Below are 23,686 nucleotides of genomic sequence, written 5' to 3' on the forward strand. Positions count from 1 at the left end.
AGCCTGCGAGGAGGCACGCCGTCTATGCTGCAGGGCAGCGTGTAGATCGTGCTGGTGCCGCGTTTTAGCCATTTTGGCAAGGGTCGCCCATGGTTCCGGTCGCCCGCTTGGCGCCGTTCGCCGCAGCAGCGTGGATATGCTGCAGTGCGAGATATATTGTAAAAATAATACAGCTAACGCGATTTTAACGGCTTTGCTTAGGTTTGCCGGCACGAGTTTCTGCGAGTGGGAATGAGTGACGTCATGGAGATGCCCACCGTGCCCAAAACGACCGCTTCCGCTTCATCCTTCCTGTCGACGCTTGGCGTCAACGCCCATTCCGGCAATGCCAACGGGGCGTATGCGAACGCCAGTCTGGTCATCGCCAGCCTCGACTATCTCGGCATAAATACCGTCCGCGATACGCTGAAAGGCACCGGCACCGGCAACGCGGTGGTCAATGCGATGGCGGCGTCCGGCATCAAGTTCGACTTCGTCACGTCGTCGGGCTTGCCGGCGACCGGGGCCACCGGCTTGGCGAACTACATCGCGGCGCTCGACGATTTTCAGACGCGCCATGCGGGCAGCATCGTATCGGTCGAGGGTCTCAACGAGATCAACACCCAGCCGTTCAGCTACAACGGCAGCGGATCGCTGGCGGCGGCGGTCGATTACCAGAAGGCGTTATACACGGCGGTGAAGGGCAATGCCGGCCTGTCCGGCGTGTCGGTCATCAACATGTCGGTCGCGCTCGAAAGCCCCTCGGCCTATGCGGCGATCGGCGATCTCGGCGCCTATTCGGATTATGCCAACGCGCATGCCTATACCGCGTCGGGCGGCACCGCCGACAAGGTCATGGAGGCGTCGATGGCGCGGGCCGCGGCGGCCAGCACGGGCGACAAGACCGTCATCACGGAAACCGGCTACACGACGCTGGCGACCGATGCAGGCCTCGGCGTCAACGAGCGTGCGCAGGCCAAGTTGACGGTGAACTCGCTGCTCAACGCGTTCGAGAACGGATCGAGCCAGACGTTCCTGTACGAGCTGTTCGACAGCAGCCTCAATCCGGACGGTGCCGAGAAGGAATTCCATTTCGGCCTGTTCAACGTCGATGGTTCGCCCAAGCTGGCGGCGACGGCGGTCCACAACCTGACCAGCCTGCTGTCCTATGTCGATGCCGGGACCGGCACCGCGGCCTCGGCCGCCGGTGCATATTCGGTGAGCGGCATGCCCGCGGACGGTCATTCGATGGCCTTGACCAAGGCCAATGGCGCCTATGACATCATGCTGTGGCGCGACACCAATCTGTGGAACACCACCACGCAGAGCGAAACGACGGTCGCGGCGCAGACCGTCACCGTCGACCTCGGCGGGATGCAGAAGACGGTGTACGTCTACGATCCGCTGAAGGGCACGACGCCGATCGCGACCTATACCAATGTCAGCAAGATCACGCTCGCGGTCGGCGATCATGCGCTGGTCGTCGAGGTCGGGTCGAAGTCGGCCTATGCCGATCCCGTCACCGTCGTTCCGGCCACGCTGAGCACGACCGCGGACGGTCTGGTCGCGCAGATCGACAAGCTGGCAGGGTCGACCGGGTTGCAGAGCGTGACGCTGACCGGTGGATCGGTGCTGGACGTCGCGTCGGTCGCGACGATGCGGTACATGATCGCGAACTATGCCGACGTGCTGGCGAAGGTTTCGGGCGGCTATTCGTTCATGGTCACCGAAACGGGCAACGGCTGGAAGGAAGACCAGTCGTTCGACGCCAAGGGCGTTCTCGTGTCGACCGCCGACTACGGCTATATCGGCGGCGTCATTTCCAACATCCATACCGAATTCGCCGGCGGCCTGGTGAGCGACCAGAGCTTCACGACCGGCAAGCTGTCGTCGACGATCGTCGACGATCCGAAGCTCGGCCGCACCGTCACCAGCTACGACATCACGACCGGCAAGCCGACGACGATCACGGTCGCCGGCAGGGACGGCAGCAATGCCGCGACCGTGTACAAGAACGGCATCGTTGCGACGTACACCATGACCGCTGCCGACGGGTCCAAGGTCACCGACACGTATAACGCCGCCGGCAAGCGCATCAGCGAGGTCCAGGTCGATACCCGCAACGTCTGGACGACGCTGCAATATAACGCGAACGGCGCGGTCACGCGCAAGTTCATGCAGCGTCCCGACGGCAGCAGCGAGAGCTATGCCTATAATCTGACCGGCCTCGCCTATGCGACCGAGCATCAGGTGGTGAACACGAAGGGCGTGGTGACTCTGGTCGAGCGGCTGCGCGCCGACGGTACGCCGGTGAGCACCGCGCAGACCTTTGCCGACGGCGGCAAGATCTCCAGCACGTTCGGCACCAAGGGCCAGCTGCTGACGAAGGTCACCAATGCGGCGGACGGCACGCGCACCGCCCTGACGTACGATGCCACCACCAGCAAGCTGGCATCCAGCGTCGTCCAGACCTCGGCCGGCGCCACCACCACGATCAGCTACGCCGCGGGCGTGATGGCCGATCGTACGCTGGTTCGGGCCGACGGCAGCCGCACGTCGGAAACCTTCGATGCGACCGGCATGAAGACGCGCCAGGTCGATGTCGATACCGCCAAGACCTTCACCACGCAGGTCTTCGACGCGACGACCGGCAAGCCGCAGCGCACCTTCGTCCAATATGCGGACGGGCGCAGCATCGTCTCCAGCTACAACGTCACGGGCAAATCCTACGTGACCGAGACGCAGACGACGGACAAGGCGGGCAAGGTCGTGTCGGTCGTGCGGCGCCATGCCGACAACACGCTCGATTATTCCGACTCGTATGCGAGCGACGGGGTGCGGACGACGACCGCCTATGACGCAACCGGGCGCAAGCTGAACCAGACCGTCACCGCGGTCGGCGGCGGCCGGGTGATCACCACATACGAACCGACCACCGGCGGGCTGAAAAGCCGGCAGGAACTGGCCGCGAACGGTGCGATCATCAGCAGCCAGAGCTATAGCGGCGGCGGCCTGACGAACGAGGAGGTGCCGAACGATCAGGGCAAGGTCAGCTACACCTACAACAGCGCCGGCGTGAAGATCTCGCAGTTGCAGACCGATGTCGACGGTACGAAGACGACGACGCTGTACGATGCGACGTCGGGCGCGGTTACCAAGGTGTATGTCGCCAATCCCGATGGCAGCGGCGAAACGCGCGCTTACGGCCTGACCGGGCTCGCCTGGACGACCGAGATCCAGGTCACCGACGCGGCCGGCAAGATGCTGTCGCTGACCCGCAGCGCGGCTGGGGGCCGACTGGTTTCGACCGACGTCGTGCAGGGCACGTCGAAGATCACGACGGCCTATGATTCGCAGGGCCGTCGCCAGATCGAGACGACGCTGACCGGCGACGTCGCGAAGGACGGCACGCGGACGGTGCTGACCTACGATCCGGCGACCGCGAAATTAATGTCGCGGGTCGTCCAGTCGGCGGTCGACGGCACTGTCACCACCAGCTTCAAGAACGGGATCGTCGCGCAGATCGTGTCCGTCCTGCCCGACGGCAGCCGATCGACGCTGACGTACGATGCGGCGGGCAAGAAGACCAACGAAGTGACGGTCGATACCGCGGGCACCTGGACCACGTCGGTCCTCGACGGCGCGGGTGCGGTATCGAAACGCTATATCAAGAACGCCGACGGCAGCGGCGAGACGCAGTCGTTCGGCATCACCGGCCAAACCTGGACGACCGAGCGCAGCGTGTTCGATGCGAAGGGCAGGGTTACGGCTCTGGTACGCAGCCATGCCGATGGCAGCCTGGCCTATCAGGAGGCCAATGCCGCCGATGGATCGCGTCTGCTCCAGACCTATGATGCGACCGGCAAGATCACCCAGTCGGTAACGATCGCGGTCGGTGGCGAACGCCACACCACCAGCATCGACGCCGCGACCGGGTTCATCACGCGCGACATCGGCCAGCTGGTCAACGGCGATGTCGCGACCTCGCTCTACGAGAAGGGGCGTCTGGCGAGCCGCCGCACGCAACTCGCAGGCGGTGGCAAGATCCTCGAGGTCTATAACGCCGATGGATCGCGCACCGCCGACACCTACACCGCCGCCGGGCTCCGCACGACCGCGGTGATCGTCGATGCCGCCGGCACGTGGACCACGTCGCAATATGATGCCACGACCGGCAAGCAGACGTACAAGTTCGTCGAGCGCACCGACGGTACCGCCGAGAACACCATCTACAACGTGACCGGGCACTCCTATGTCACGCAGACGCAGATGGTCGACGCCAAGGGCAACGTCGTATCGGTTTCGCGCAGTCATGCGGACGGCACGCTCGACTATACCGAAACGCGCGATCCCGACGGTACCCGCACGCTGACCTATTTCGACGCGAAGGGGCGTAAGACGAAGGCCGCGACGATCGGGGCCGACACGACCGTGACCAGCGAGTACGACGCCGCGACCGGCACGCTGCTGACCCGCACCGACGAAGGCGGCGGGATCACGCACAGCCGCGGTTTCGACGCCGCAGGTCGGGTCGTCAAGGACGTCGCCGTCACCGCCACGGGGCAGTGGACGACGCTGCTGTACGATCAGGCGGGCACGGTCACGCGCAAGTACGTGACCGCGCCGGACGGCTCGGCGGTGAACACCGTCTATATGCCGACGGGGTCCGACTATGCGGTCGGCGTCGTGACGACCGATGCGACCGGCAAGACGCTGTCGGTCGATCGTACCCGCGCCGACGGCAGCCGCGCCTACGCCGAAGTGAACGACGCAACCGGTAAGACCCAGGAATATTTCGACGTTGCCGGCCGCGAGCAGAGCAAGGTCGTGACCGACACGACCGGACGGACGACGATGACCTTCGACACCGCCAGGGACCAGCTCTCCGCGAGCAAGACCGAGCTTGCGGACGGCGGCAGCATCGTCCGCAGCTACAGCGCGGGCGTCATGACGGGCCGCACGACGACCAGCGCTGCGGGCGTGTCGACGACCGAAAGCTTCGCGACGACGGGTCATGCGATCGCCGACGTCCGGAGTGCGGCCAGCGGCTATGATGCGATCGTGGTGGGCGGCGCCGGCGGCGTTAAGGGCTCGGTGGCGGACGAGTTGCTGCTGGTCGACCGTAGCGGCGCGACCGTCGCGGGTGGCGGCGGCGACGACCGGTTCCTCGTGACGCTCGGCACGTCGGCGACGATCGCGGACTTCGGTGCCGGCCACGACCTGCTCGATCTCTCGGCCTTCGCGAAGTCGGGGTATCAGCCGATGATGGAGATTTCGGGCAGCGACCTGACCGTGAAATACGATCAGGGGGCGACGATCACGCTGACCGGTGCGGCATCGCATCGGCTGGTACAGACCTCGGCCAACAGCGGCATTTACGCCTTCGGCTGACGCTTTGCGGCGCGCGCACCGGTTTCAGCGGTGAAGCGCGCCGCACCGCAACATCCAATTAGGAATTAGGGCTTAACCATAACGCCACCGAATCGGCTTTGTGGAAAATGTTATGAACCCCGTCCGTATTCCCGCCGCTGATCGACCCGACGCATGAAGCATCAGGCGATCCAGGACGACAGCGGCCTCGTAGCGCTGACCGCGCTGCTCGCGATCCATCGCATCGCGGTCGATGCGGATCAGTTGCGGCATGGTCTCGGCCATTTCCATTCGCTCGATGCCGATGCGCTCGTGCGGCTCGCGGGCGGCATCGACGGCGTGCGCGCCAAGACGCGAAACGCCAAGCCCGAGGATCTCGCCCGCCTGCCGCTCCCGGCGCTGGCGGACGGTCCCGAGGGCTGGTTCCTGATCGGCCGGATGCAGGGCGACGAGGTGCTAATCCAGCGCGCGAACCAGCCGGTCGCCAAGGTCGACCTCGCGACGCTCCAGACGCTCTGGTCGGGCACGCTCGTGCTCGTCACGACGCGCGAGAGTGCGGCGCTGGCGAGCAAGGGTTTCGACTTCTCGTGGTTCATCCCGCAGATCGTCCGCTATCGCCGGCTGATCGGCGAGGTGCTGCTGATCACGCTGGCGCTCAACCTGCTCGGTCTCGCCGCGCCGCTGTTCTTCCAGAGCGTGGTCGACAAGGTGCTCGTGCACGGCACGCTGTCGACGCTGTCGGTGCTGACGATCGGCTTCGTCGCGGTATCGTTCTGGGAGACCGCGTTCGGCTGGCTGCGCACCCGGCTCTATTCCGAAACGAGTCAGAAGATCGACGTCGAGCTCGGCGCGCGGCTGTTCCGCCATCTGCTCCGCCTGCCGCTGAGCTATTTCGAATCGCGCCGCGTCGGCGACACTGCGATGCGCGTCCGCCAGCTCGAGACGATCCGTGAATTCCTCACCAACGCCTCGCTGACGGTGCTGATCGACCCGCTGTTCGCGGTCGTCTTCCTCGCGGTGATGGCGCTGTATTCGATCAAGCTGTTCTTCGTCGCGATACTCGCGATCCCCGCCTATCTCGCGGTCGCGCTGCTGGTGACCGGCCCGCTGCGTAGCCGGCTCGACGAGAAATTCGAACGCGGTGCGGCCAACAACGCATTGCTGGTCGAGAGCATCGCCGGGATCCAGACGGTCAAGGCCGCCGCGGTCGAGCCGCAGTGGCAGGACGCGTGGGAACGCCGGCTCGCGGGCTATTCGGCCGCCAACCAGCGCGTCATCGACCTCGGCAACACCGGCAACAACGCGATCCAGCTGATCTCCAAGCTCAACATGGCGGCGATCCTGTATTTTGGCGCGCAGGCAGTGATCGCGCACGACCTGACGGTTGGCGGGCTGGTCGCGTTCAATATGTTCGCACAGCGCGTGTCGGGCCCGGTGATCCGCATGGCGCAGCTGTGGCAGGAGTTCCAGCAGGTCCGGATCGCGGTCGCGCGGCTCGGCGACGTCCTCAACCACCGCGTCGAGCCGGGCGCCGGCAGCCAGACCGCGCTGCCCGCGATCCGCGGCAGCGTGACCTTCGAGAACGTCCGCTTCCGCTACGCCGACGACGGTCCTTGGACGCTCGACGACATCGACCTGGTCGTCCCCGCGGGCTCGACGCTGGGCATCGTCGGCTCGTCGGGCTCGGGCAAGTCGACGCTGACCAAGCTGCTCCAGCGTTTGTACGTCCCCGCCAACGGCCGCGTGCTGGTCGACGGCGTCGACGTCGCGCAGATCGATCCGGCGTGGCTGCGCCGCCAGATCGGCGTGGTGCTACAGGAGAACGTGCTGTTCAACCGCACGGTGCGCGAGAACATCGCGCTCGCCAACCCCGCGCTGCCGATCGACAAGGTCATGGCCGCCGCCGAGATGGCGGGCGCGCACGAGTTCATCACGCGAATGCCGCAAGGCTATGACACGATGATCGAGGAGCGCGGCGCCAATCTGTCGGGCGGCCAGCGCCAGCGGCTCGCGATCGCCCGCGCGCTCGTCACGCAGCCACGCATCCTGATCTTCGACGAGGCGACCTCCGCGCTCGATGCCGAGAGCGAGGAGATCATCCAGACCAACCTCAAGCAGATGGCGGTCGGCCGCACCGTCATCATCATCGCCCACCGCCTGTCTGCGATCCGCCAGTGCGACCGCATCGTCGCGCTCGAGAAGGGTCGCCTGGTCGAACAGGGCTCGCACGACGAACTGCTCAGCCACGGCGGCCGCTACGCCGACCTCTACCGACGCCAGATGGGCGTCCTGTACGGAATCGCCTCATGACCGCGCTCACCCATCATCTGTCGCTCGTCCGTCGCGCCTGGATCGAGGATCGCGCCACCCGCCGCGACCGTCGCATCCCGCTGGAGACCGCGTTCCTGCCCGCCGCGCTCGAGGTGATCGAGCGCCCGGTGTCGCCGACCGCGCGGATCACCGCGTGGCTGCTGCTCGGCGGGATGGCGGCGAGTGGGCTGTGGCTGACGCTCGGCCATGTCGATATCGTCGCGACCGCGGAGGGGCGGACGATCCCCGCCGACAGCGTCAAGCTGGTCCAGTCGGTCAGCGGCGGTCTGGTCCGTCGGATCTGGGTGCATGACGGCGACGTCGTCAAGCGCGGCCAGCCGCTGGTCGATCTCGATCCGACCCTGTCATCGGCCGACGAAGCGCAGGCCCGCCAGGCGCTGCTCACCGCCGAGATCGACGTCGCGCGCAACGCCGCGATCGTCGACGGGCTGAGCGGCGGCCGCGGCGTGTTCACGGCGCCGCCCGGCACCCCCGCCGACGTGCTCGACACGCAACGTCGGCTGGTCGCCGCCCAACTCGGCAGCGCGCGCGCGGCCGATGCCGGGCTCGCCGCCGCACGTCGCTCCGCGCTTGCCGATGCGGCGGGGGCGGGCGACCAGATGCGCGCGCTCGACGCCAACCGGCCGCTGATGGAACGCCAGGTGAAGGCGATCGAGACGCTGGCCGCGCGCGGCTATGCCAGTGGCCTGCGCGTGCTCGACATGCAGCGCCAGCGGCACAGCGAGATGGGCAGCCGCGACGTCGCCGCGCAACAGCGCACGCGCGGTCTGTCGGAGGCGCAGCGGTTCGGCGAGGAGTTGAACCATTCGCGCGAACAGGCGCGCCAGACCGCGCTCGGCGATCTCGCCAAGGCGCAGTCGGATGCGATGCAGCGCCGCCAGGATCTCGCCAAGGCGAGCCAGCAGAGCCGGATGCAGCGGCTGGTCGCGCCGGTCGACGGCACCGTCCAGCAACTGGCGATCCACACCGTCGGCGGCGTGGTCGAGCCGGTCCGCGCGTTGATGGTGGTGGTGCCCGACGGCAAGCTGACCGTCGAGGCCAAGCTGCTCAACCGCGACGCGGGCTTCGTCCACGCGGGGCAGCCGGTCGCGCTCAAGCTCGAGGCGTATCCGTTCACGCGGTTCGGCACCGTGCCGGGCCGGATCGTCTCGGTCAGCCGCGACGCGGTGCAGGATGAGAAGGGCCCGTCCTATTACATGGCGCGGATCGCGATGGACCGCAGGACGGTCACCGCAGACGGGCGTCAGATGATGCTGACCCCCGGCCTCGCGGTCACCGCCGACATCCGCACCGGCCGCCGCCGCCTGCTCGACTACATGCTCGACCCGGTATCGCGCGACGTTTCGGAGGCTGGACGCGAGCGCTAGGTAAGGTGGACGGCGTCGACGCAGCCGGCCGCCGATCACACGGTTACGTCGACGACACCGGCGGGAGGATCATGGCGGCGATGGGTATCGCGGTGGAACAGTGCCCGTAATCTGGCGCGCACGATGCGGTTCAGTGACTGTTCGACCATTTTGTAGAAGCCGATCGCAACGGCGATGCTCGCGGCATACGCGGCCACGGCAACGCCGATGCGCGCCGGTGTGCCGAGCCCCAAGCGGTTGCTTGCCATGATCGCCACCGCAATCACGAAGAAGTGCGTCAGGTAGAGCGAGTAGCTGGCGTCTCCGATCAAAAGAACCAGCCTGTTTTTGATGATGGCCCCGTTCAATTCCAGGGCGACCGCGCTGGCCACGATCAACGCCGCCGGTATGCCGTAGCGCAGAATCGTATCGCCCGCGGGTGCGATCAAACGTTCGTCGAAATGTGGGACGAAGCGCCCCGCAACGGCAAGCGCCACTAAGCCTAAAACCAGCGCTAGGCCGGCCAGTACGCGGTTGTGCCCGATCCGCGTCAGTGCGGGAATGCTCAAGGCGATCGCGATGCCCAGCACGAAGTCGAGCGTTATCGACCGTGTGAAAGCGTAAAGCACGATGCTCTCGTCGAACAGGTCGTCCATGGCGAAGCCCAAGGCCGCCAGCGCGCAGATGAAAACGGCTGTCGCGACATAGCGCCATGTCCGGAAAATCCGCATGCCCAGCGCCAAGGTGGCGTAGAAGAACATCTCGTAATTGAGCGTCCAGCCGAGATAATATAGCGGGTAAATGCGATCCGCGGATTTCAGATGCGGAATGAAGAGAAGCGAATAGAGCAGTGAGTCCGCATCAGGCCGCGAGCTTTTCATGATCGCAGGGGCGAATGCCGCGAGCAGAAAAACGAAGATTGTAACGATGTAATAGATTGGCGCTAACCGTCCCCATCTGTTTGCGAGAAACTCCAAAGGTCCGATAGCGCGCGATTGCGTGCTTACGACCATGATGAAGCCACTGATCACAAAGAATAAATCGACGCCCGCCAAGCCGCTGGGTAGATATTTTATAATGGCTAGATCGGGAAATAATTCCCGGACATGAGCCCATACCACGATAAGAGCAGCGATCGCTCTCAGCGCCTGAATATTGATATATGTAATGATGATAGAGCCCCCGCCCGCAATATGTCATTGCAGTACGCGGTGATTCACTCGCGAGTCCACGATATTATCGTGTCGGCATCTTCCGGATACTTACTCGTAGTCGACGATCAGGACGTGACTAATGCTTTCTCGTCCGAGCCGACAGGCTTGCGGACGCGGCGGCGCCATCCGCCGGTCTCGGTCATGAACGAATCGCTGAACGCGTAGCCCATCATCAGCGTGGCGAACGCCGGACCATAGCACTGCACCGTGATGGCGTAGACGTTCAGCATCATCAGCATCAGCAGCTTGGTGCGGTCGACCGTCCGGTAGCACGAGACGAATACGCCGGCGACGATGATCAGGAACGGTATGCCCAGCATCAGATACGTCGTCATGTAGAAGTTATCGACCGGCACGTTGTAGTTGGCCATTTCCGAGAACTTCATCGGATAGGCGAAGCAGCCAAGGCCGCAGCCGATCAGAAGACCGGCAGGAAATATCTGCTGGAGATAGGTGAAGGGCAGCTGCCAGCTATTGTCGATCCGGTCCTGCAGACTCATCAACTTGGACGACACGTTCTGCAGGTCCGCACCCGCCAGGGCGAAGACGAGCACGAACGGCACCAGCACGGTCAGGAACGAGAACTTGGCGATCAGTCGATCGACGTCGAGCCGGTTCTTTGCCGGGATCAGGATGTCGACCACGACGAGGTGGAGCGTGAACATTATGAGCGTGAGCAGGGCGGTGCGGTTGGTCGAGATCTGGATCGCCCACAGCATCAGCGGAAGAATCAGAAGATTCATCCACTTGGGCACATAGCGATAGACCATCATGTACGGGAACAGCACCATGAACGCGGCCATCGTACTGTCGCCGGCGAACCCGCCGTAGCGCACCTTGCCGTCGATCCACCACACGCGCGAGATGTTGCGCAGCCCGTTGAAGCTATCGATATCCGCGCCGACCCACGGATAGTCGATATGCGGTGCGAAGATCAGGCCGATGATCGACACTGCCGACATGATCGCGAGGCAGACCCTGACCGCGGGCAGTCGCACGACGCTGCGCCCGCAACAGATGAACCCGACGAAGATCGGCATGAAGGACTTCACCGACGAGGCGAACATCGACGGCGTCCACGACATGAAGATGATCGACACGGCCGCCGCCGAAATCGTGCTCAACGTCGCGACGATGGCGAAGGCTGAGCGATTCTGGATCGCATAATGCCAGACGAAATAGACGAACGCGACCATCGCCAGCAGATCGGGCACGAACCATAACGGGGACAGGTGCGCCAGTTGCAGGAGGTACCGCAACATGCCCGTCAGCGCGTCGCGGACGGCGAACATGCAAAGCACCGCGGCGGCGCATTTGAACGCCAGATCCTTCTTGTCGATCGTGCTTGCGGCGTCGTCCCTCGTTTCGGGGCTATACCATATACTTGCCATCAGCGAGATTCCGGTTCTTCAGTAACGACGATGCCGGCGCGGCCGGGCGCGGGTTGGCCGTCTCCCATACCAGTGCTGCCGAAGCGGCTCCAGCGTCGGTTGAAAAAGGCGAGCATCGGCTTTTCCAGCAAGCGGTGCACGATCACCGCGCCGATCAAGGCCCCGATGATCGCGATCGGCAGGAGCAGGACGGGCGCGCGCTCGAACAGGCCGAGCTTCTGCGTGATCGCCTCGGCCACCTTGATCGCGATCGGATGCGACAGGTACAGCGCGTAGGACGCATCGCCGCCCGCGATCAGCAACCGCGTCAGGCCGGACGGCGCGACATGCTGCCCGCCGACCGGCTCGAGTCCGAGCACCGCGGCGGCCATGATCAGCGTCGCGGGAATGCCGCCGGTGACGATCCGGCCGATCGTGTCGTACGCGCCGGTCTGATACCCGATCACCGCGAGCACCAGCGCAAGCGGCAGCATCGCGAACGCGACCGGCCGGGGGATGCGGACGCCCTTCAGGAACAGGTGCGCGAGCGCGATCCCGGCCAGGAACTCGCCGGTCAGCGGATAGCCCCAGAAATGCAGCATCCGCCAGTCCAGCGGTGCGGCATGCGCGACCGCCATCAGCCCCAGGATCGCTGCGACGATAATCGCGAGGCCCGCGGTACGCCGAAATGGCAGTGCGACCGCGAACACGACGTAGAACATCATCTCGTAATTCAGCGTCCAGCCAAGCGTGAACACCGGAAAGCAATAGTCGCCGCAGACCGGGCCGGGCAGGAAAAGATAGGAGAACAGGATGTTCGTGATGCCGGGGCGCGGCGCGCCGGTCGCGATCAGCACGACCAGCGCGAGCGTCGTGAACACCCAATAGAGCGGCGCGATCCGGATCAGCCGGCGGCGCAGGAAATCGGCGGCGGCGCCCGGATTCCCGAACCGGTCGTGCATCATGTAATACATCACGAAGCCCGAGATGACGAAGAACACGTCGACGCCGAGTCCCCAGTCGAACGGGATGAAGCCCCAGGTCCCCGCGCGCGCGCCGATATGTTCGACCAGTGCATGTTGGCTATGCCCGCACAGCACCAGGAATGCGGCGAGGAACCGCAGGATCTGAAGGCTGTCTATCCGGCCGAGACGCATCGAAAACCCTTTGGTTGGGCAGGAAGACCCCGGTCCGAAAACCGCGCCCTGGGACATACTCACTGCGGAATACCCGGATTGACGTCAATTGTCGAAAAATGCGTTGCAGTGCAGCACGGCCCGAAATGAGGCAGAGGGCCTGTAATGCGCTGCCTGCGATACGCCGACCGTATTTGACGACGTAGCGACCGAACGGCGCTGTTCGCACGACCACCGCGGGTGGACGTATGGGCCCGAAATCGCCTAGTGGCGTGCTGTAGTGCAGTATGACCCGGCAGTCGGCCGGCAATCGGAACTGCGCGGATGCCCTAGCGGAGATGCCGCCTTCATCATGTCTGTCTTACTGACACGATTGATCCGCGGCGGCGCGCCGAACATGGCCCTGCGCGGCTCGACGCTCTTTTTGCGCTTTGCCCTGTCGTTCTACATCGTCAGCCAGTTGGGACTCGCGTCGGCGGGTGTCTACGGCCTGGCGATCGGCGCGATCGGCATCGTTCCCGCGACGGTCGGCTGGGGCCTGAACTATTTCGTGTCGCGCGAAGTCGTCGGGCATACCCCCGCGACCGCCGCGCCGCTGATCCGCGACCGCCTGATCATCACCTTCGCCTCGCTGCTGGCGGGGACGCTGATCGCGGTGCCCGTGCTGATCTGGCAGACCGGCGAGATCACGCAGACGCAGATCCTGATCCTGATCCTGCTGTGGCTCGAGACGGTCGCGCTCGACATCTACATGCCGATGATCGGGCTCGAACTGGCACTGTTCGCCAATGTGCTCGTGTTCGTCCGCTCGGCGCTTTGGATTCCGATCGTCGTGGCGATCGGGTTCGCGGTCCCTGCGCTGAAGACGCTCGACATGATCTTCATCGGCTGGATCCTCAGCCACGTGCTCGCGATCGCCATGCTGTTCGTCTATCTCAGGCGGTGGCCGATGAAGGCGGGTCTGCGCCAAGAGAAGAAGCTGCGGGTCCTGGTCACACGCGCGCGCCGCGCCTGGTATATCTATTTCAGCGATCTCGGCATCGTCGGCCTGGGCTATGCCGATCGCTTCATCTTGAACGCGCTGCTCGGGCTGGTCGCGACGGGCATCTACAGTTTCTATTTCTCGATCACCAACGCATTGCAGACGCTGATCTCGACCGCCGTGGTCCAGCTTGCGCTGCCGCGGATGGTGCGGGCGTTCCGCGGCGGCGATCCGGTCGAGTGGCAGGCCGAACTGCGCCGCCAGATGATCAAGACGCTGACCTTCGCCGCGGTGTTTAGCGTCGGCATCTTCCTGGCGACCGAGGTCATCTTCTACTTCGCGCCGCCGGGCCGCTTCCCGGTGTTCCGCGTGCTGCTCGCGATCATGCTGCTCGCGGCGACGATCCGTTCGGGGTCGGACCTGCTCAACGTGTCGATCACCAGCATGGGCCGCGACCGGATGTACGCGGTCAACAACGTCGCCGGCGTGATCGTGGCGATCGCGTTCGGCACCGGGTTCATGTATTTCTTCGGGCTGATCGGTGCGGGGCTGTCCGCCGCGGCGACCGCCAGCACGCTGTTCATCGTTCGTTTGGTGTACCTGCGCCATGTCCTGCGCAACATGAAGCAGCCCGATCCGTCACTCGACTCGCGAATCGAGTCGAGCGACGATCCGGCAACGGGGATGCCGCAGCGATGACCGATACTCTTGCGACGTCGGCGTGGCGCACGTGCGTCGACCATATCCAGGGCGACCTGGTCCGCGTCGCCAAGGTCGGCGGTCAGCGGCCGGGCAGCGCGTTCTTCGTCTATGCGTGGCTGTTCCTCCCGGGCTTCCGCTTTATCCTGCAGCACCGGATCCAGCGCCTGCTCGCGTCGCTCCCGGTGATCGGGCGTGTCGTCGCGCGGCTCTATTGGGCGCGGACCTGTCGGCGGTCCGGGTCCGAGATCGCGGCGATCGCGAACGTCGGTCCCGGCTGCTACATGCCGCACCCCTATGCGATCGTGCTCGGCGACTGCACGGTCGGGCGCAACGTCGTGATCCTGCAATGCGTCACGATCGGCAAGCGCGGCGACGATGCGCCGCGCGGACCGATCATCGGCGAAGATGTCGAGATCGGCGCCGGCGCGACCATCCTCGGACCGATCACGATCGGCCGCGGCGCCAAGATCGGCGCCAATTCGGTCGTCTTGAAGGACGTGCCGGCGGGTGCGGTCGCCGCAGGATCGCCGGCACGGGTTCTCGGCGGTCCGAAATGAGCGGGGCTGCGGCGTCAGAACGCCCGGCGCTGCGCGTCTTCTACATCGGTGCGGGCGATCCCGTCGCCCCGCGATCGGGGATGGACGTTGTCGCGCGCGCGCATATCGGCGAACTGGCGGCGTCGCCTGACGTCGTGCTGAGCGGTGCGTTCACGACGCTGCCGACCGAGACTGCGGCGCCCGCGTTCGGCGGCGTCGCCGGTTATCGTGCGGATACCAAGACGCCGTCCAAGGCGCGCAAGCTGGTGCATCTGCTGTCGGGCAAGCTGCTCATGAGCATCGGTTTCGTCTCGACGCCGGCACGGCAAGCGATCCGCGCGGGATTGGCGGCGCGGCCCGACCTGATCGTCGTCGACCATATCCAGGCGCTGGCGAACGTGTCGATGTGGCGCCTCGTGCTGGGGCGCACGCCGTTCGTCTTTATCGCGCACAACGTCACCCCGGATACGCTGATCGACGGCGCGCGGCTGCGCAAATCGCGGGCATCCGCGGCGTTCCTGCGCGTCGAGGCGGTCCAGGCCTGGCTGATCGAGGCGCTGCTGGTGCGGCGTGCCGCGCGAACCGTGTTCATCTCCGACAGCGACGCGCGTCACTATCGCGGGTTGACGGGCGCGCGTGGGGTCGCACTATGTCCGGTGATCGACCGCGCAGAGCATGCGCCGGGCGCCCCGGCGGCGGCGCAGGACGTGGAGCGCGACAGCCGGCGCGTCCTGTTCATCGGCAGTCCCGGCTTTCCCCCCAATCGCGCGGCGATCGACTGGATCACGCACTCGCTCGCGCCGGCGCTGCTAGCGCTCGACGCCCCCGCGATCGTGACGTTTATCGGCAAGGGCACGCGCGAGCATATCGGCACGCCTGCCGCGAACGTCGAAACGCTGGGCTTCGTCGCCGACGACGAGATGGAGCGGCTGCTCGGCACTTGCCTGTGCATGCTCAGCCCGGTCGTCCACGGCAGCGGATTGAAGATCAAGATGCTCGAGGCGTTCGCCGCGGGAGCACCCGTGATGGCGACGCCACTGTCGCTGCAAGGCTTCGAGTTCATGGGGGTGCCGCCGCTGCTCGACCTCGACCAGCCCGAGGCCGCTGCCCGGCATATCCAGACATTGACGCAGGACCCCGCGGCGGTCGAGGCAGCGCGGACGCACGTACGCGACCGCTGGGCCGAGCACAGTCGGCGGCGCGACGGCGCACTGGTCGACACGCTGGTCGAGGCGCGCGCAGGACAGGCCCGGTAATGGGCCCGATGACGAACAAGGAGCGGGCATCGTGAGCGAGACGCAGACGCGCACAGGATCGACCGGTGCCAATCCCACGAAGGTCCGGGTGCTCGATCCGAACCTGTCGATCTATCTCGATTTGCTCCGGCTGGTCGCGGCGTTCGAGGTGGTACTGGGCCATGCCCGGCATTTCGTCATGCCGCGCCTGCCCGGATTCATCTCGGGCCATACCGGCGAGGCGGTCGCGGTGTTCTTCGTGCTGTCGGGGTTCGTGATCGCCTTCGTCGCCGAGGAGAAGGAACACAGCCTGCGCGCCTATGCGACGGCGCGCCTGTCGCGGCTGTATTCGGTATGCCTGATCGCGCTGGCGGCCGGGTTCGTCTGCGACATGATCACCCGGCGATACGGTGTCGTACCGCTCACCGATCACCCCTTCTACGACCCCGCATACCTGACCAACCTGCCGTTCGCGCTGACCTTCACCAACGAACTCTGGTTCAGCCACCGCGTGTTCGGCAGTAACGAGCCCTATTGGTCGCTCGGGTTCGAGGCGGCCTATTACGTCATCTTCGCGGCATTCTTCTATCTCGGCCGGGTCCGCGGCGCGGTGATCGGCCTCATGCTGATGGTCGCCTTCGGGCCGAAAGTGGTCGCGTACATGCCGATCTGGGTCTTCGGCCTGCTCGCCTATCGCTATATTCGCGCCGGCCGCGTGACCATCACGAAACGCCTCGCGCTCGCGGCGTTCGTCGCGACGATCCTTGCCTATTTCGTCGTGAAGCGGATGTTGGAGCATTGGGCCTGGCCGATGTACGACGAAGCCGATCTGGCACAGCTGGTGAAGAGTTTCGTCTATTTCGCGCTCGTTGGCGGGCTGGTCACCGTCAACATCGTCGCGTTCCGTCGTGCGACCGAGGGGCGGACGATCTTTCCCGCCCAACTCGCAAGCGCGATCCGCTGGTTGGCCGGGGCGAGCTTCACGCTCTATCTGGTGCACCAGCCGTTCTTCGTGATGGTCGCATCGGTATTTCCAAAGTTGCGCGCGAGCCCGTTCGGTGGCCCAGCGGCAATCGTCGCGGCGGTCATCCTTGCTCTGCTGATCGCCGAAGTCTCGGAGCGTCGCAAGCGCGTGTTCCAACGCGCCTTCGGCAGGCTTCTCGGCACGACATCGCCACGCCCAGCCACCGGCGCCCGCTAGTAAAACAAATATTAGTTAAGATGCAGGCAACTATAAAATAACAGCAATTTTTCAATGCATGCCGCCTAGATGGGTCGAAGGGTTTAGGGTTTCGCCCGCACTAGGGAACACATGGTGGCAACGGCACATAACGCAGCATTTTTGGTCGATTCGGCCGAGCGTCGCTCCGACTCGCGCGTGGCGTTGGCACGGACCGGTACGCTGCGTTTGCACGACGAGGCGATGTCCCGTCAGGTGCGGATTGCCGATCTGAACCGCGACGGGTGCCGGATCCAGTCGGCGGTTCCGCTGCTGCTCAATCAGCAGGTCGCGATCGGCATCCCGGGCGTGGGCGTGCGCGATGCGCAGATCACCTGGGCCGGCGATCGCGACTATGGTTGCAAGTTCGATCGGCCATTGCCACCGGGCAGCGTCACCGCGGCGATGACGGACAACGTCATCGGTCTGGGTACCGTGACCGGCGCGATCCGTGCACCGGCCACGTTCAAATGGCAGTTTCGCGGCCGCCTGCTTCTGCTCGGCGTGCTGAGCCTGGCAGGATGGACCGCGATCACCCTGGTGGTCGAGCACCTGCTGGTCTGACCCTGCTGGTCTGACGTTCCGGGCGCTGACCGACACCGTCGGCCAGCGCCATTTAGGCGACTACATCATGCGGTAGCGTATGCCCGCACCGTCTCCCGACAGCGACACCACGACCGGGCGCGACCCAACGGGGATCGTCGTGTCGCGCTGACCGTCCGGCGTACAGATCTGGCGATACGGCGTCGGTGCTCCGTCGAGTTGCAGCTCCGCCTTCTGCGCAGCATGATCGGTCCAGGCGATCAGCGTACGCGACCGGCCGTCGCTCATCCGTACTACGGTCAGGCCGGGCTGGGGGCGATCGATCCGCCAGCTCTTGGCGCGACCGATCAGGCGGCTGACATCGCGCATCATGCACGCGGCGGGCTTCGGTTTGTAATCGTACGTGAACAGCCCGAAATTGTCCTCGATGTCGTTCGGCTTCCGCCCCTGGTCCTTCAACTGATAGACCCACACGCCGCGCATCCAGGGTGTGGCTGCCGACCACAGCAGAAACTGCGCGATGTTGTTGCCCGAATCGTTGCGCGCGATATCGCACGATCCGCCTTGCGTCGTCGGCCAGCCGATCTCGGTGACATAGATTGGCATCGCCCGACCGCCGCGTGTCCGCATCGCGCCGTTCAGCGCCTGCATCCTGGTGATCGCTTCGGCGGCGGTACGGTTTTCGGGGCGTTCGCAGTGGTTGTAGTAATGCACCGACAGGCCGTCGGCGCCCCTCATCCCGCCGCCGCCGGCCACCGAACGCACCCACTGCCAGCCAGCATCCGTACCGGCCGCACCGGACAGGATCGTGGCGTTCGGCTGGGTTGCACGAATGGCGGCAGTCGCCCGCGCGGCAAGCCGGGCATAGGCATCTCCGCCCCGCGGGTCACCGGGGGCGGCAGGGCCGATCAGCTTGCCCATCGCCGGCGCGGCATTCAGGTTCCACTCGTTCCAGATCTCGTAGATCGGGCGCCGCGCCGCGGTCTGGCGTGCGGCATCGTCGGCAAAAGCGGCAAAGGCTGCGCGGCCGGTGTCGGTGACCGGCACGCCGTCGCCGCCGATCGCGGGATTGGGATGGTCGAGGATGAACAGCGGGCGCGCCCGCGTCGCGGCGAGGAACGCGGCCTGACGAGGGAGCATGGTGCCCGGTGCGTTCATGCCCGCACTCTTGAAGCCGGCCCAGGTCAGATCGTCGCGAAACGACGATGCGCCGACCGTGTTCATCGCCTGTGCGGTACGGGCGGGATCATAGCCATATTCGCCGCCGATGCCGAAGTGGACGCCGACGCCGATTATCAGTGGCACCGCGCGCGGGGTCAGCGGTCCATCGGGTAGCGGCCGTAACGGGCCGGACGAAGACGCCATCGGCGCCATCGAAGCCAGCGCGACCGCGCCGCCGACGAGGCCGGTCAGCGCAAGCCCGGCACGCGCCATGATCTTCCAGGCGGCAACAGGTGATTTCGGGGATCGGATAGATGGCATTTGCGTCTCCTCAACCCCCGGAATCGCGCCTTACCGCTGTCGCGGTGCGGGCTCAATAGGCGTTGCTGTGCACGAGCACGGTCATCGTCCGGAACAGGATCTTCACGTCGCGCATAAGGCTCCAGTCATGGAGATATTCGAGATCGGCCTGAAGCCGGTTCTTGAGATCGACGTCGCGGTGAGTCGCGCCGCGGAACCCGCGAACCTGGGCGAGGCCGGTGATTCCCGGCTTCAGCGCGTGACGATGCCAATATTCGCGGTCGACCTCCCAGAACAGCTGGTTCCCGGCGAGCGAGCCGAGCGCGTGCGGCCGCGGTCCGACCAGGCTCATGTCGCCGAGCAGGACGTTCAGGAACTGCGGGATCTCGTCGAGGCTGGTCTTGCGGATGAACGCACCGACGCGGGTGATTCGCTTGTCGTCGCGCTGCGTCGAGGTCGTACCCGTCGCATCCAGCGTCTCGACCCGCATCGATCGGAACTTCAGGATGTTGAAGATGCGGTTGCCGCGACCGATTCGCTCCTGCCGGAACAGGACGGGGCCGGGCGAATCGAGCTTCACCGCGATCGCGATCAGCACGAGGGCGGGCGAGATCGCGATCAGCACGATCAGCGTCACGATGATATCGAGCGCGCGCTTCTTGGCCATGTCGGTGTAGCTGAGCGGCCCGCGCGCGACGAGCAGGGTCTGGCGGCCCTTGAACTTCTGCAGGCCCAGCACGCCGAGCTTGCCGAACCCGGCCGACAGGATCTCGCCGTCCACGTTGGCGCCGCGCAACAGCAGCGACCAGTCGAGCTGGCGATCGACCGGGCAATGCACGACGACGCGTTCGTACTTGCTGACCATCTGGCCGAACCGGTTGAGCATATGGGGATTGCCCATGTCCGGCTCGATGCCGGCCTCGGCGGCGAAGATCGTGTCGCAAACCTGCCGCTCGGTCCATTTCGCCCGCGGCACGTCGTCGACGATCAGCAGTTCGGCGACCAGCTTCGGTGCGACCGTGCGCCGGACGATGACGACGACGATCATGCGGAACGTCGCCATCAGGATCGTCGTACCGCCAAAGCCGATCGCGAACGCGACTCGCGAGATCTCGTTGCCGGCCTGGACGAAGAAGATCAGCGTCAGCAGCGCGAACCCGGTGATCGCCAGCGGTACGATCGCCCGCGCCATCGATTCGGTACCGCTGGTAATGGCCGGCCGCGAGTAGGCCTTATTGTTGAAGGCGATCAGCAGGTAGATCGGCAGGACCGGATAGGCGAGATCGATGCCGCTGAGCGACAGCCAATTGTCGCCCCGGACGATGCTGCCGATCGCGAATCCGATCGAGATCGCCAGCAGATCGGTTGCGATCAACAGGCAGTAAAGCCGGAGGCGCAGGTTCCGTCTGTGGAGGGCGCCGGCCAACGAAACTTCGCCGAGATGCTCCATGGCTACTTCCATCGCGTGACTAAATCCCTAGAAAATCGGCCCCAGGTCAACCGACCGGTTTTCGCTGCGATGCAACAGTGATAGCGGTTGGACCATCGTGGAGCAATCACGTCATTATAGCCGTCAAAGTATGATCTAAGCTGAACAGCGCGTCCGAATCAGTCTAGACGACCACCCATGACGGCGCCTTGCACGCCTGCAACATTATGGCGTCGCACCGTGCTTATCGACGGGTAGAATTGGGAAATATAGACAATGATCGCAGTTAATGGTCGTTTTCTGGGCCGCACCGTGACGGGTGTCGAACGGTTCGCGCGCATGCTGCTCGGTGAGGTACATACGCGCATTGCGGCGGGTGCCGAGCCGCCTCGATGGGAGCTGTTGCTGCCCCCCGGCGTTGCTGCACCGCCAGAATGGCCGCTGTTTTCGGCCCGTACCGTCGGCCGCGGCGGCGGTCATGCCTGGGAGCAATTCCAGCTGCCTAGGGCGGCGCGCGGATCGACGCTGCTCAACCTGTGCAACTCGGGGCCGATCGCGCCGCGACGCTCGCTGACCGTGATCCACGACGCGCTGGTCTACGACCTGCCGGAGAATTTTTCGCGGCCGTATCGCACGATGCACCAGACGCTCGGCCATCTGATCGCGCGTCGATCGCATCTCGCGACGGTCTCGGGTTTTTCGCGCGATCGGCTTGCCGCGGTGCTGAAGATCGATCCCGCCAGGATCCCGGTGATCCCGAACGCCGCGAATCATGTCGACGCGATCGTCCCCGATACCGATATCGTCGACCAGCTGCACCTGACGCCGGGACGATTCCTGCTGTTCGTCGGATCGTTCGCGCCGAACAAGAACCTGCCGCGCGCGCTCGAGGCGTTCGCGCGTGTCGCCCGGCCGGACGACCGGCTCGTGCTGGTCGGTGCTGCGGTCAAGTCGTTCGCCCAGAACGGCATGGAGGAGGTGCCGCCGGGCGTGATCCTGCCGGGCCGGATCAGCGACGCCGCCTTGATGGGGCTGTACCGCGCCGCCCGCGCCCTCGTGTTTCCCAGCCTTTACGAGGGCTTCGGCATTCCGCCGCTCGAGATGATGCGGTTCGGCCGTCCCGTCCTCGCGGGCGATATCCCCCCGGTGCGCGAGGTCTGCGGCGATGCGGCGCTATACGTCGATCCGATGTCCGTCGACGCGATCGCCGCGGGCATGGAACGCATGCTACGCGACGATGCGCTGGTCGAAACGCTGGCCGAGCGCACCGCTGTCCGCGCCAACGCCTACACCTGGGCCGCCAGTACCGACGATCTGATCGCGGCGCTTGCGGCGATCTGACGAAGCGGAACGCTTCCGCGTCCCGGTGGGGGCGGGCAGGACGTCCCGGATCAGGTCGTCTGGTCGGTGTCCCCGCTATATAGCGCGATATAACGGCCTGCGACGGCGGCTTCGGAGAATTGCTCGAGCAAGGCCGGGTCTGCGGTGCGACGCGCCCGCCACGTGGCGGGGTCGGCGAGCGCGCGGCGCACCTGCGCGGCGAGCGCGTCGGGATCGTCCTTCGCGTACATCGCGGCGAGCGGTGCCATATGTCCGATTTCCGGCGTGCCACCGGCGTCCGAATACAGCGTGGGCGTCCCTCGGGCGAGGCTCTCGATCATCGTCCGCGGCAAGGGTTCGGGCCAGGTCGAGCCGATGATCAGGACGTCGATGCTGTCGTAGAACGCATCGGCCTTCACGAAGCCCATCCAGTCGATCCGCGGATCGGGATAGCGCGCCTTCAGTCCCTCGATATAGTCGGTCTGGCCGCCGCCGGCGATGCGCAGCCGCCAGTCGCCCTCGACGCTGCTGATCGCGTTGAGCACCACTTCGATACCCTTTTCGGGTTCGACCCGGCCGATCACGCCGAACACGACGCCGGGGGTATCCTCGCGGCCCGGCCGTTCGGCGCTGGACACGACCGACGTCACATCGGCGATGTTGAAGATCACCCGGCTCGGCGTATCCCGGAAGAAGCCGTGACGTTCGTGCGTATCGATCACGTAGCGGCTGTTGGACGCGACCGCATCGACGAGCGGCGTGTTGCGTTTCTTGCGGTCGGTCAGCAGGCGGCAATCGGCGCAGCGCTCGACGCAATCCTTGCGGTCGCGGTACAGGGCGGCGCGCGCGCACATCAGGCTGTAGTCGCGCAGCGTGTGGACGATCCGGATGTTGTTCGCGCGCGCCCAGTGCCAGATCTCCGTGGAAAACCCCTGCAGATTGTTGGTGTGCAGCACATCGGGCTTGATCCGCTTGGCCAGCGCGATCAGGTCGCGAGTCGCGCGACGATTGTTCCGGTCGCGTAGATGCCACACCAGTCGCGCAGGTTTGGACGGGCGGTGATCTGGGCGGAACGGCCAGTAGATGTTGCGCAACGGCAGGCGGTGCACGGTCACGGGCCCGTCGCGTTCCTCAAGGATCGTATCGCCCTCGTGCAGCGACGCGACATGGACCTCGTGACCCCGCGCGCCTACCGCCTGGCCGAGCAGGGCGACCGAACGCTCGGCGCCACCGACCAGGGAGGGGGGATACAACGTGTTCACGATCAGAATGCGCATGCTACCCTTCGGGCGACCCTTCGGATCGTCTTCGGCGGATTTGCCGCGGTGCGAACATCGCGGCGCAATCGCGCTCTGTAATTTCCGGCTGCCTGATCCCAGGCTCGGCCCGGCCATTCCGGTCGATCAACACCGAGGTGCCGATCATGGGTCCAGTCAAGACATCGGGCCACCGAACGTTCATCTCGCAGGTGCGATATCGCGTCCTTACCGGTTCCCGCAACAGCGAAGTTGCC

At 65.3% G+C, this 23,686-nt stretch carries 15 protein-coding genes; 9 read left to right on the top strand and 6 right to left on the bottom strand.

All coding sequences use genetic code 11. The features are described 5' to 3' along the window. The first annotated feature begins 231 nt into the window (after positions 1 to 231). The 3 genes from U1707_RS11270 (at position 232) to U1707_RS11280 (ending at position 9,047) form a co-directional block, all read left to right on the top strand. Positions 232 to 5,370, top strand: a complete 5,139-nt coding sequence (locus tag U1707_RS11270; protein ID WP_332800158.1) for a beta strand repeat-containing protein — start codon at positions 232 to 234, stop codon at positions 5,368 to 5,370. 153 nt (positions 5,371 to 5,523) lie between these two features. After that, entirely contained in the window at positions 5,524 to 7,659 is a 2,136-nt protein-coding gene (locus U1707_RS11275; protein WP_332800159.1) for a type I secretion system permease/ATPase, read from the top strand. Next, positions 7,656 to 9,047, top strand: coding sequence for an HlyD family type I secretion periplasmic adaptor subunit (locus tag U1707_RS11280; protein ID WP_332800160.1), 1,392 nt, complete (start codon positions 7,656 to 7,658; stop codon positions 9,045 to 9,047). Before U1707_RS11275 ends, U1707_RS11280 begins: the two co-directional genes overlap by 4 nt. Positions 9,048 to 9,082: 35 nt before the next feature. Here U1707_RS11280 and U1707_RS11285 read toward each other — a convergent pair whose 3' ends face one another. The 3 genes from U1707_RS11285 to U1707_RS11295 form a co-directional block, all read right to left on the bottom strand. After that, a complete protein-coding gene (locus U1707_RS11285; protein ID WP_332800493.1) occupies positions 9,083 to 10,219 on the bottom strand; it encodes an acyltransferase family protein in 1,137 nt (378 codons plus the stop codon). 86 nt (positions 10,220 to 10,305) lie between these two features. Continuing rightward, on the bottom strand, positions 10,306 to 11,631 hold the full coding sequence (locus U1707_RS11290; protein ID WP_332800161.1) for a hypothetical protein: 1,326 nt from the start codon (positions 11,629 to 11,631) through the stop codon (positions 10,306 to 10,308). Next, positions 11,631 to 12,767 carry an acyltransferase family protein gene (locus U1707_RS11295; protein WP_332800162.1) on the bottom strand — a complete coding sequence of 379 codons (1,137 nt, stop codon included), beginning with the start codon at positions 12,765 to 12,767 and terminating at the stop codon, positions 11,631 to 11,633. The genes U1707_RS11290 and U1707_RS11295 overlap by 1 nt, the downstream gene beginning before the upstream one ends. A gap of 331 nt (positions 12,768 to 13,098) precedes the next feature. On the opposite strand from U1707_RS11295, the gene U1707_RS11300 reads away from it, so the two are divergent. The 5 genes from U1707_RS11300 (at position 13,099) to U1707_RS11320 (ending at position 17,984) form a co-directional block, all read left to right on the top strand. Then, positions 13,099 to 14,427: a lipopolysaccharide biosynthesis protein gene (locus tag U1707_RS11300; protein ID WP_332800163.1), complete on the top strand. Its 1,329-nt coding sequence runs from the start codon at positions 13,099 to 13,101 to the stop codon at positions 14,425 to 14,427. Further along, the gene (locus U1707_RS11305; RefSeq protein ID WP_332800164.1) at positions 14,424 to 14,987 is read left to right on the top strand and encodes a serine O-acetyltransferase; all 564 of its coding nucleotides are present in this window, start codon (positions 14,424 to 14,426) and stop codon (positions 14,985 to 14,987) included. Before U1707_RS11300 ends, U1707_RS11305 begins: the two co-directional genes overlap by 4 nt. Then, entirely contained in the window at positions 14,984 to 16,222 is a 1,239-nt protein-coding gene (locus tag U1707_RS11310; RefSeq protein ID WP_332800165.1) for a glycosyltransferase, read from the top strand. Before U1707_RS11305 ends, U1707_RS11310 begins: the two co-directional genes overlap by 4 nt. A 31-nt stretch (positions 16,223 to 16,253) precedes the next feature. Beyond that, positions 16,254 to 17,402, top strand: coding sequence for an acyltransferase family protein (locus U1707_RS11315; protein ID WP_332800166.1), 1,149 nt, complete (start codon positions 16,254 to 16,256; stop codon positions 17,400 to 17,402). Between the two features lie 114 nt (positions 17,403 to 17,516). Then, complete coding sequence (locus U1707_RS11320) at positions 17,517 to 17,984, top strand: PilZ domain-containing protein (protein WP_332800167.1); 468 nt, start codon at positions 17,517 to 17,519, stop codon at positions 17,982 to 17,984. A gap of 60 nt (positions 17,985 to 18,044) precedes the next feature. On the opposite strand, the gene U1707_RS11325 is transcribed toward U1707_RS11320, so the two are convergent. Continuing rightward, positions 18,045 to 19,445, bottom strand: coding sequence for a glycosyl hydrolase family 17 protein (locus U1707_RS11325; protein ID WP_332800168.1), 1,401 nt, complete (start codon positions 19,443 to 19,445; stop codon positions 18,045 to 18,047). A 52-nt stretch (positions 19,446 to 19,497) separates the two neighbouring features. Further along, the gene (locus U1707_RS11330) at positions 19,498 to 20,886 is read right to left on the bottom strand and encodes a sugar transferase (protein WP_332800169.1); all 1,389 of its coding nucleotides are present in this window, start codon (positions 20,884 to 20,886) and stop codon (positions 19,498 to 19,500) included. Positions 20,887 to 21,129: 243 nt separating this feature from the next. On the opposite strand from U1707_RS11330, the gene U1707_RS11335 reads away from it, so the two are divergent. Then, positions 21,130 to 22,194: a glycosyltransferase family 4 protein gene (locus tag U1707_RS11335; protein WP_332800170.1), complete on the top strand. Its 1,065-nt coding sequence runs from the start codon at positions 21,130 to 21,132 to the stop codon at positions 22,192 to 22,194. 50 nt (positions 22,195 to 22,244) lie between these two features. Here the strand turns inward: U1707_RS11335 and U1707_RS11340 are convergent, their stop codons facing one another. Further along, complete coding sequence (locus U1707_RS11340; RefSeq protein ID WP_332800171.1) at positions 22,245 to 23,450, bottom strand: glycosyltransferase family 4 protein; 1,206 nt, start codon at positions 23,448 to 23,450, stop codon at positions 22,245 to 22,247. Positions 23,451 to 23,686: the final 236 nt, after the last annotated feature.

Origin of the sequence: Sphingomonas sandaracina (assembly GCF_036663695.1) — a bacterium.
In the GTDB taxonomy this organism is placed as follows: Bacteria; Pseudomonadota; Alphaproteobacteria; order Sphingomonadales; family Sphingomonadaceae; genus Sphingomonas.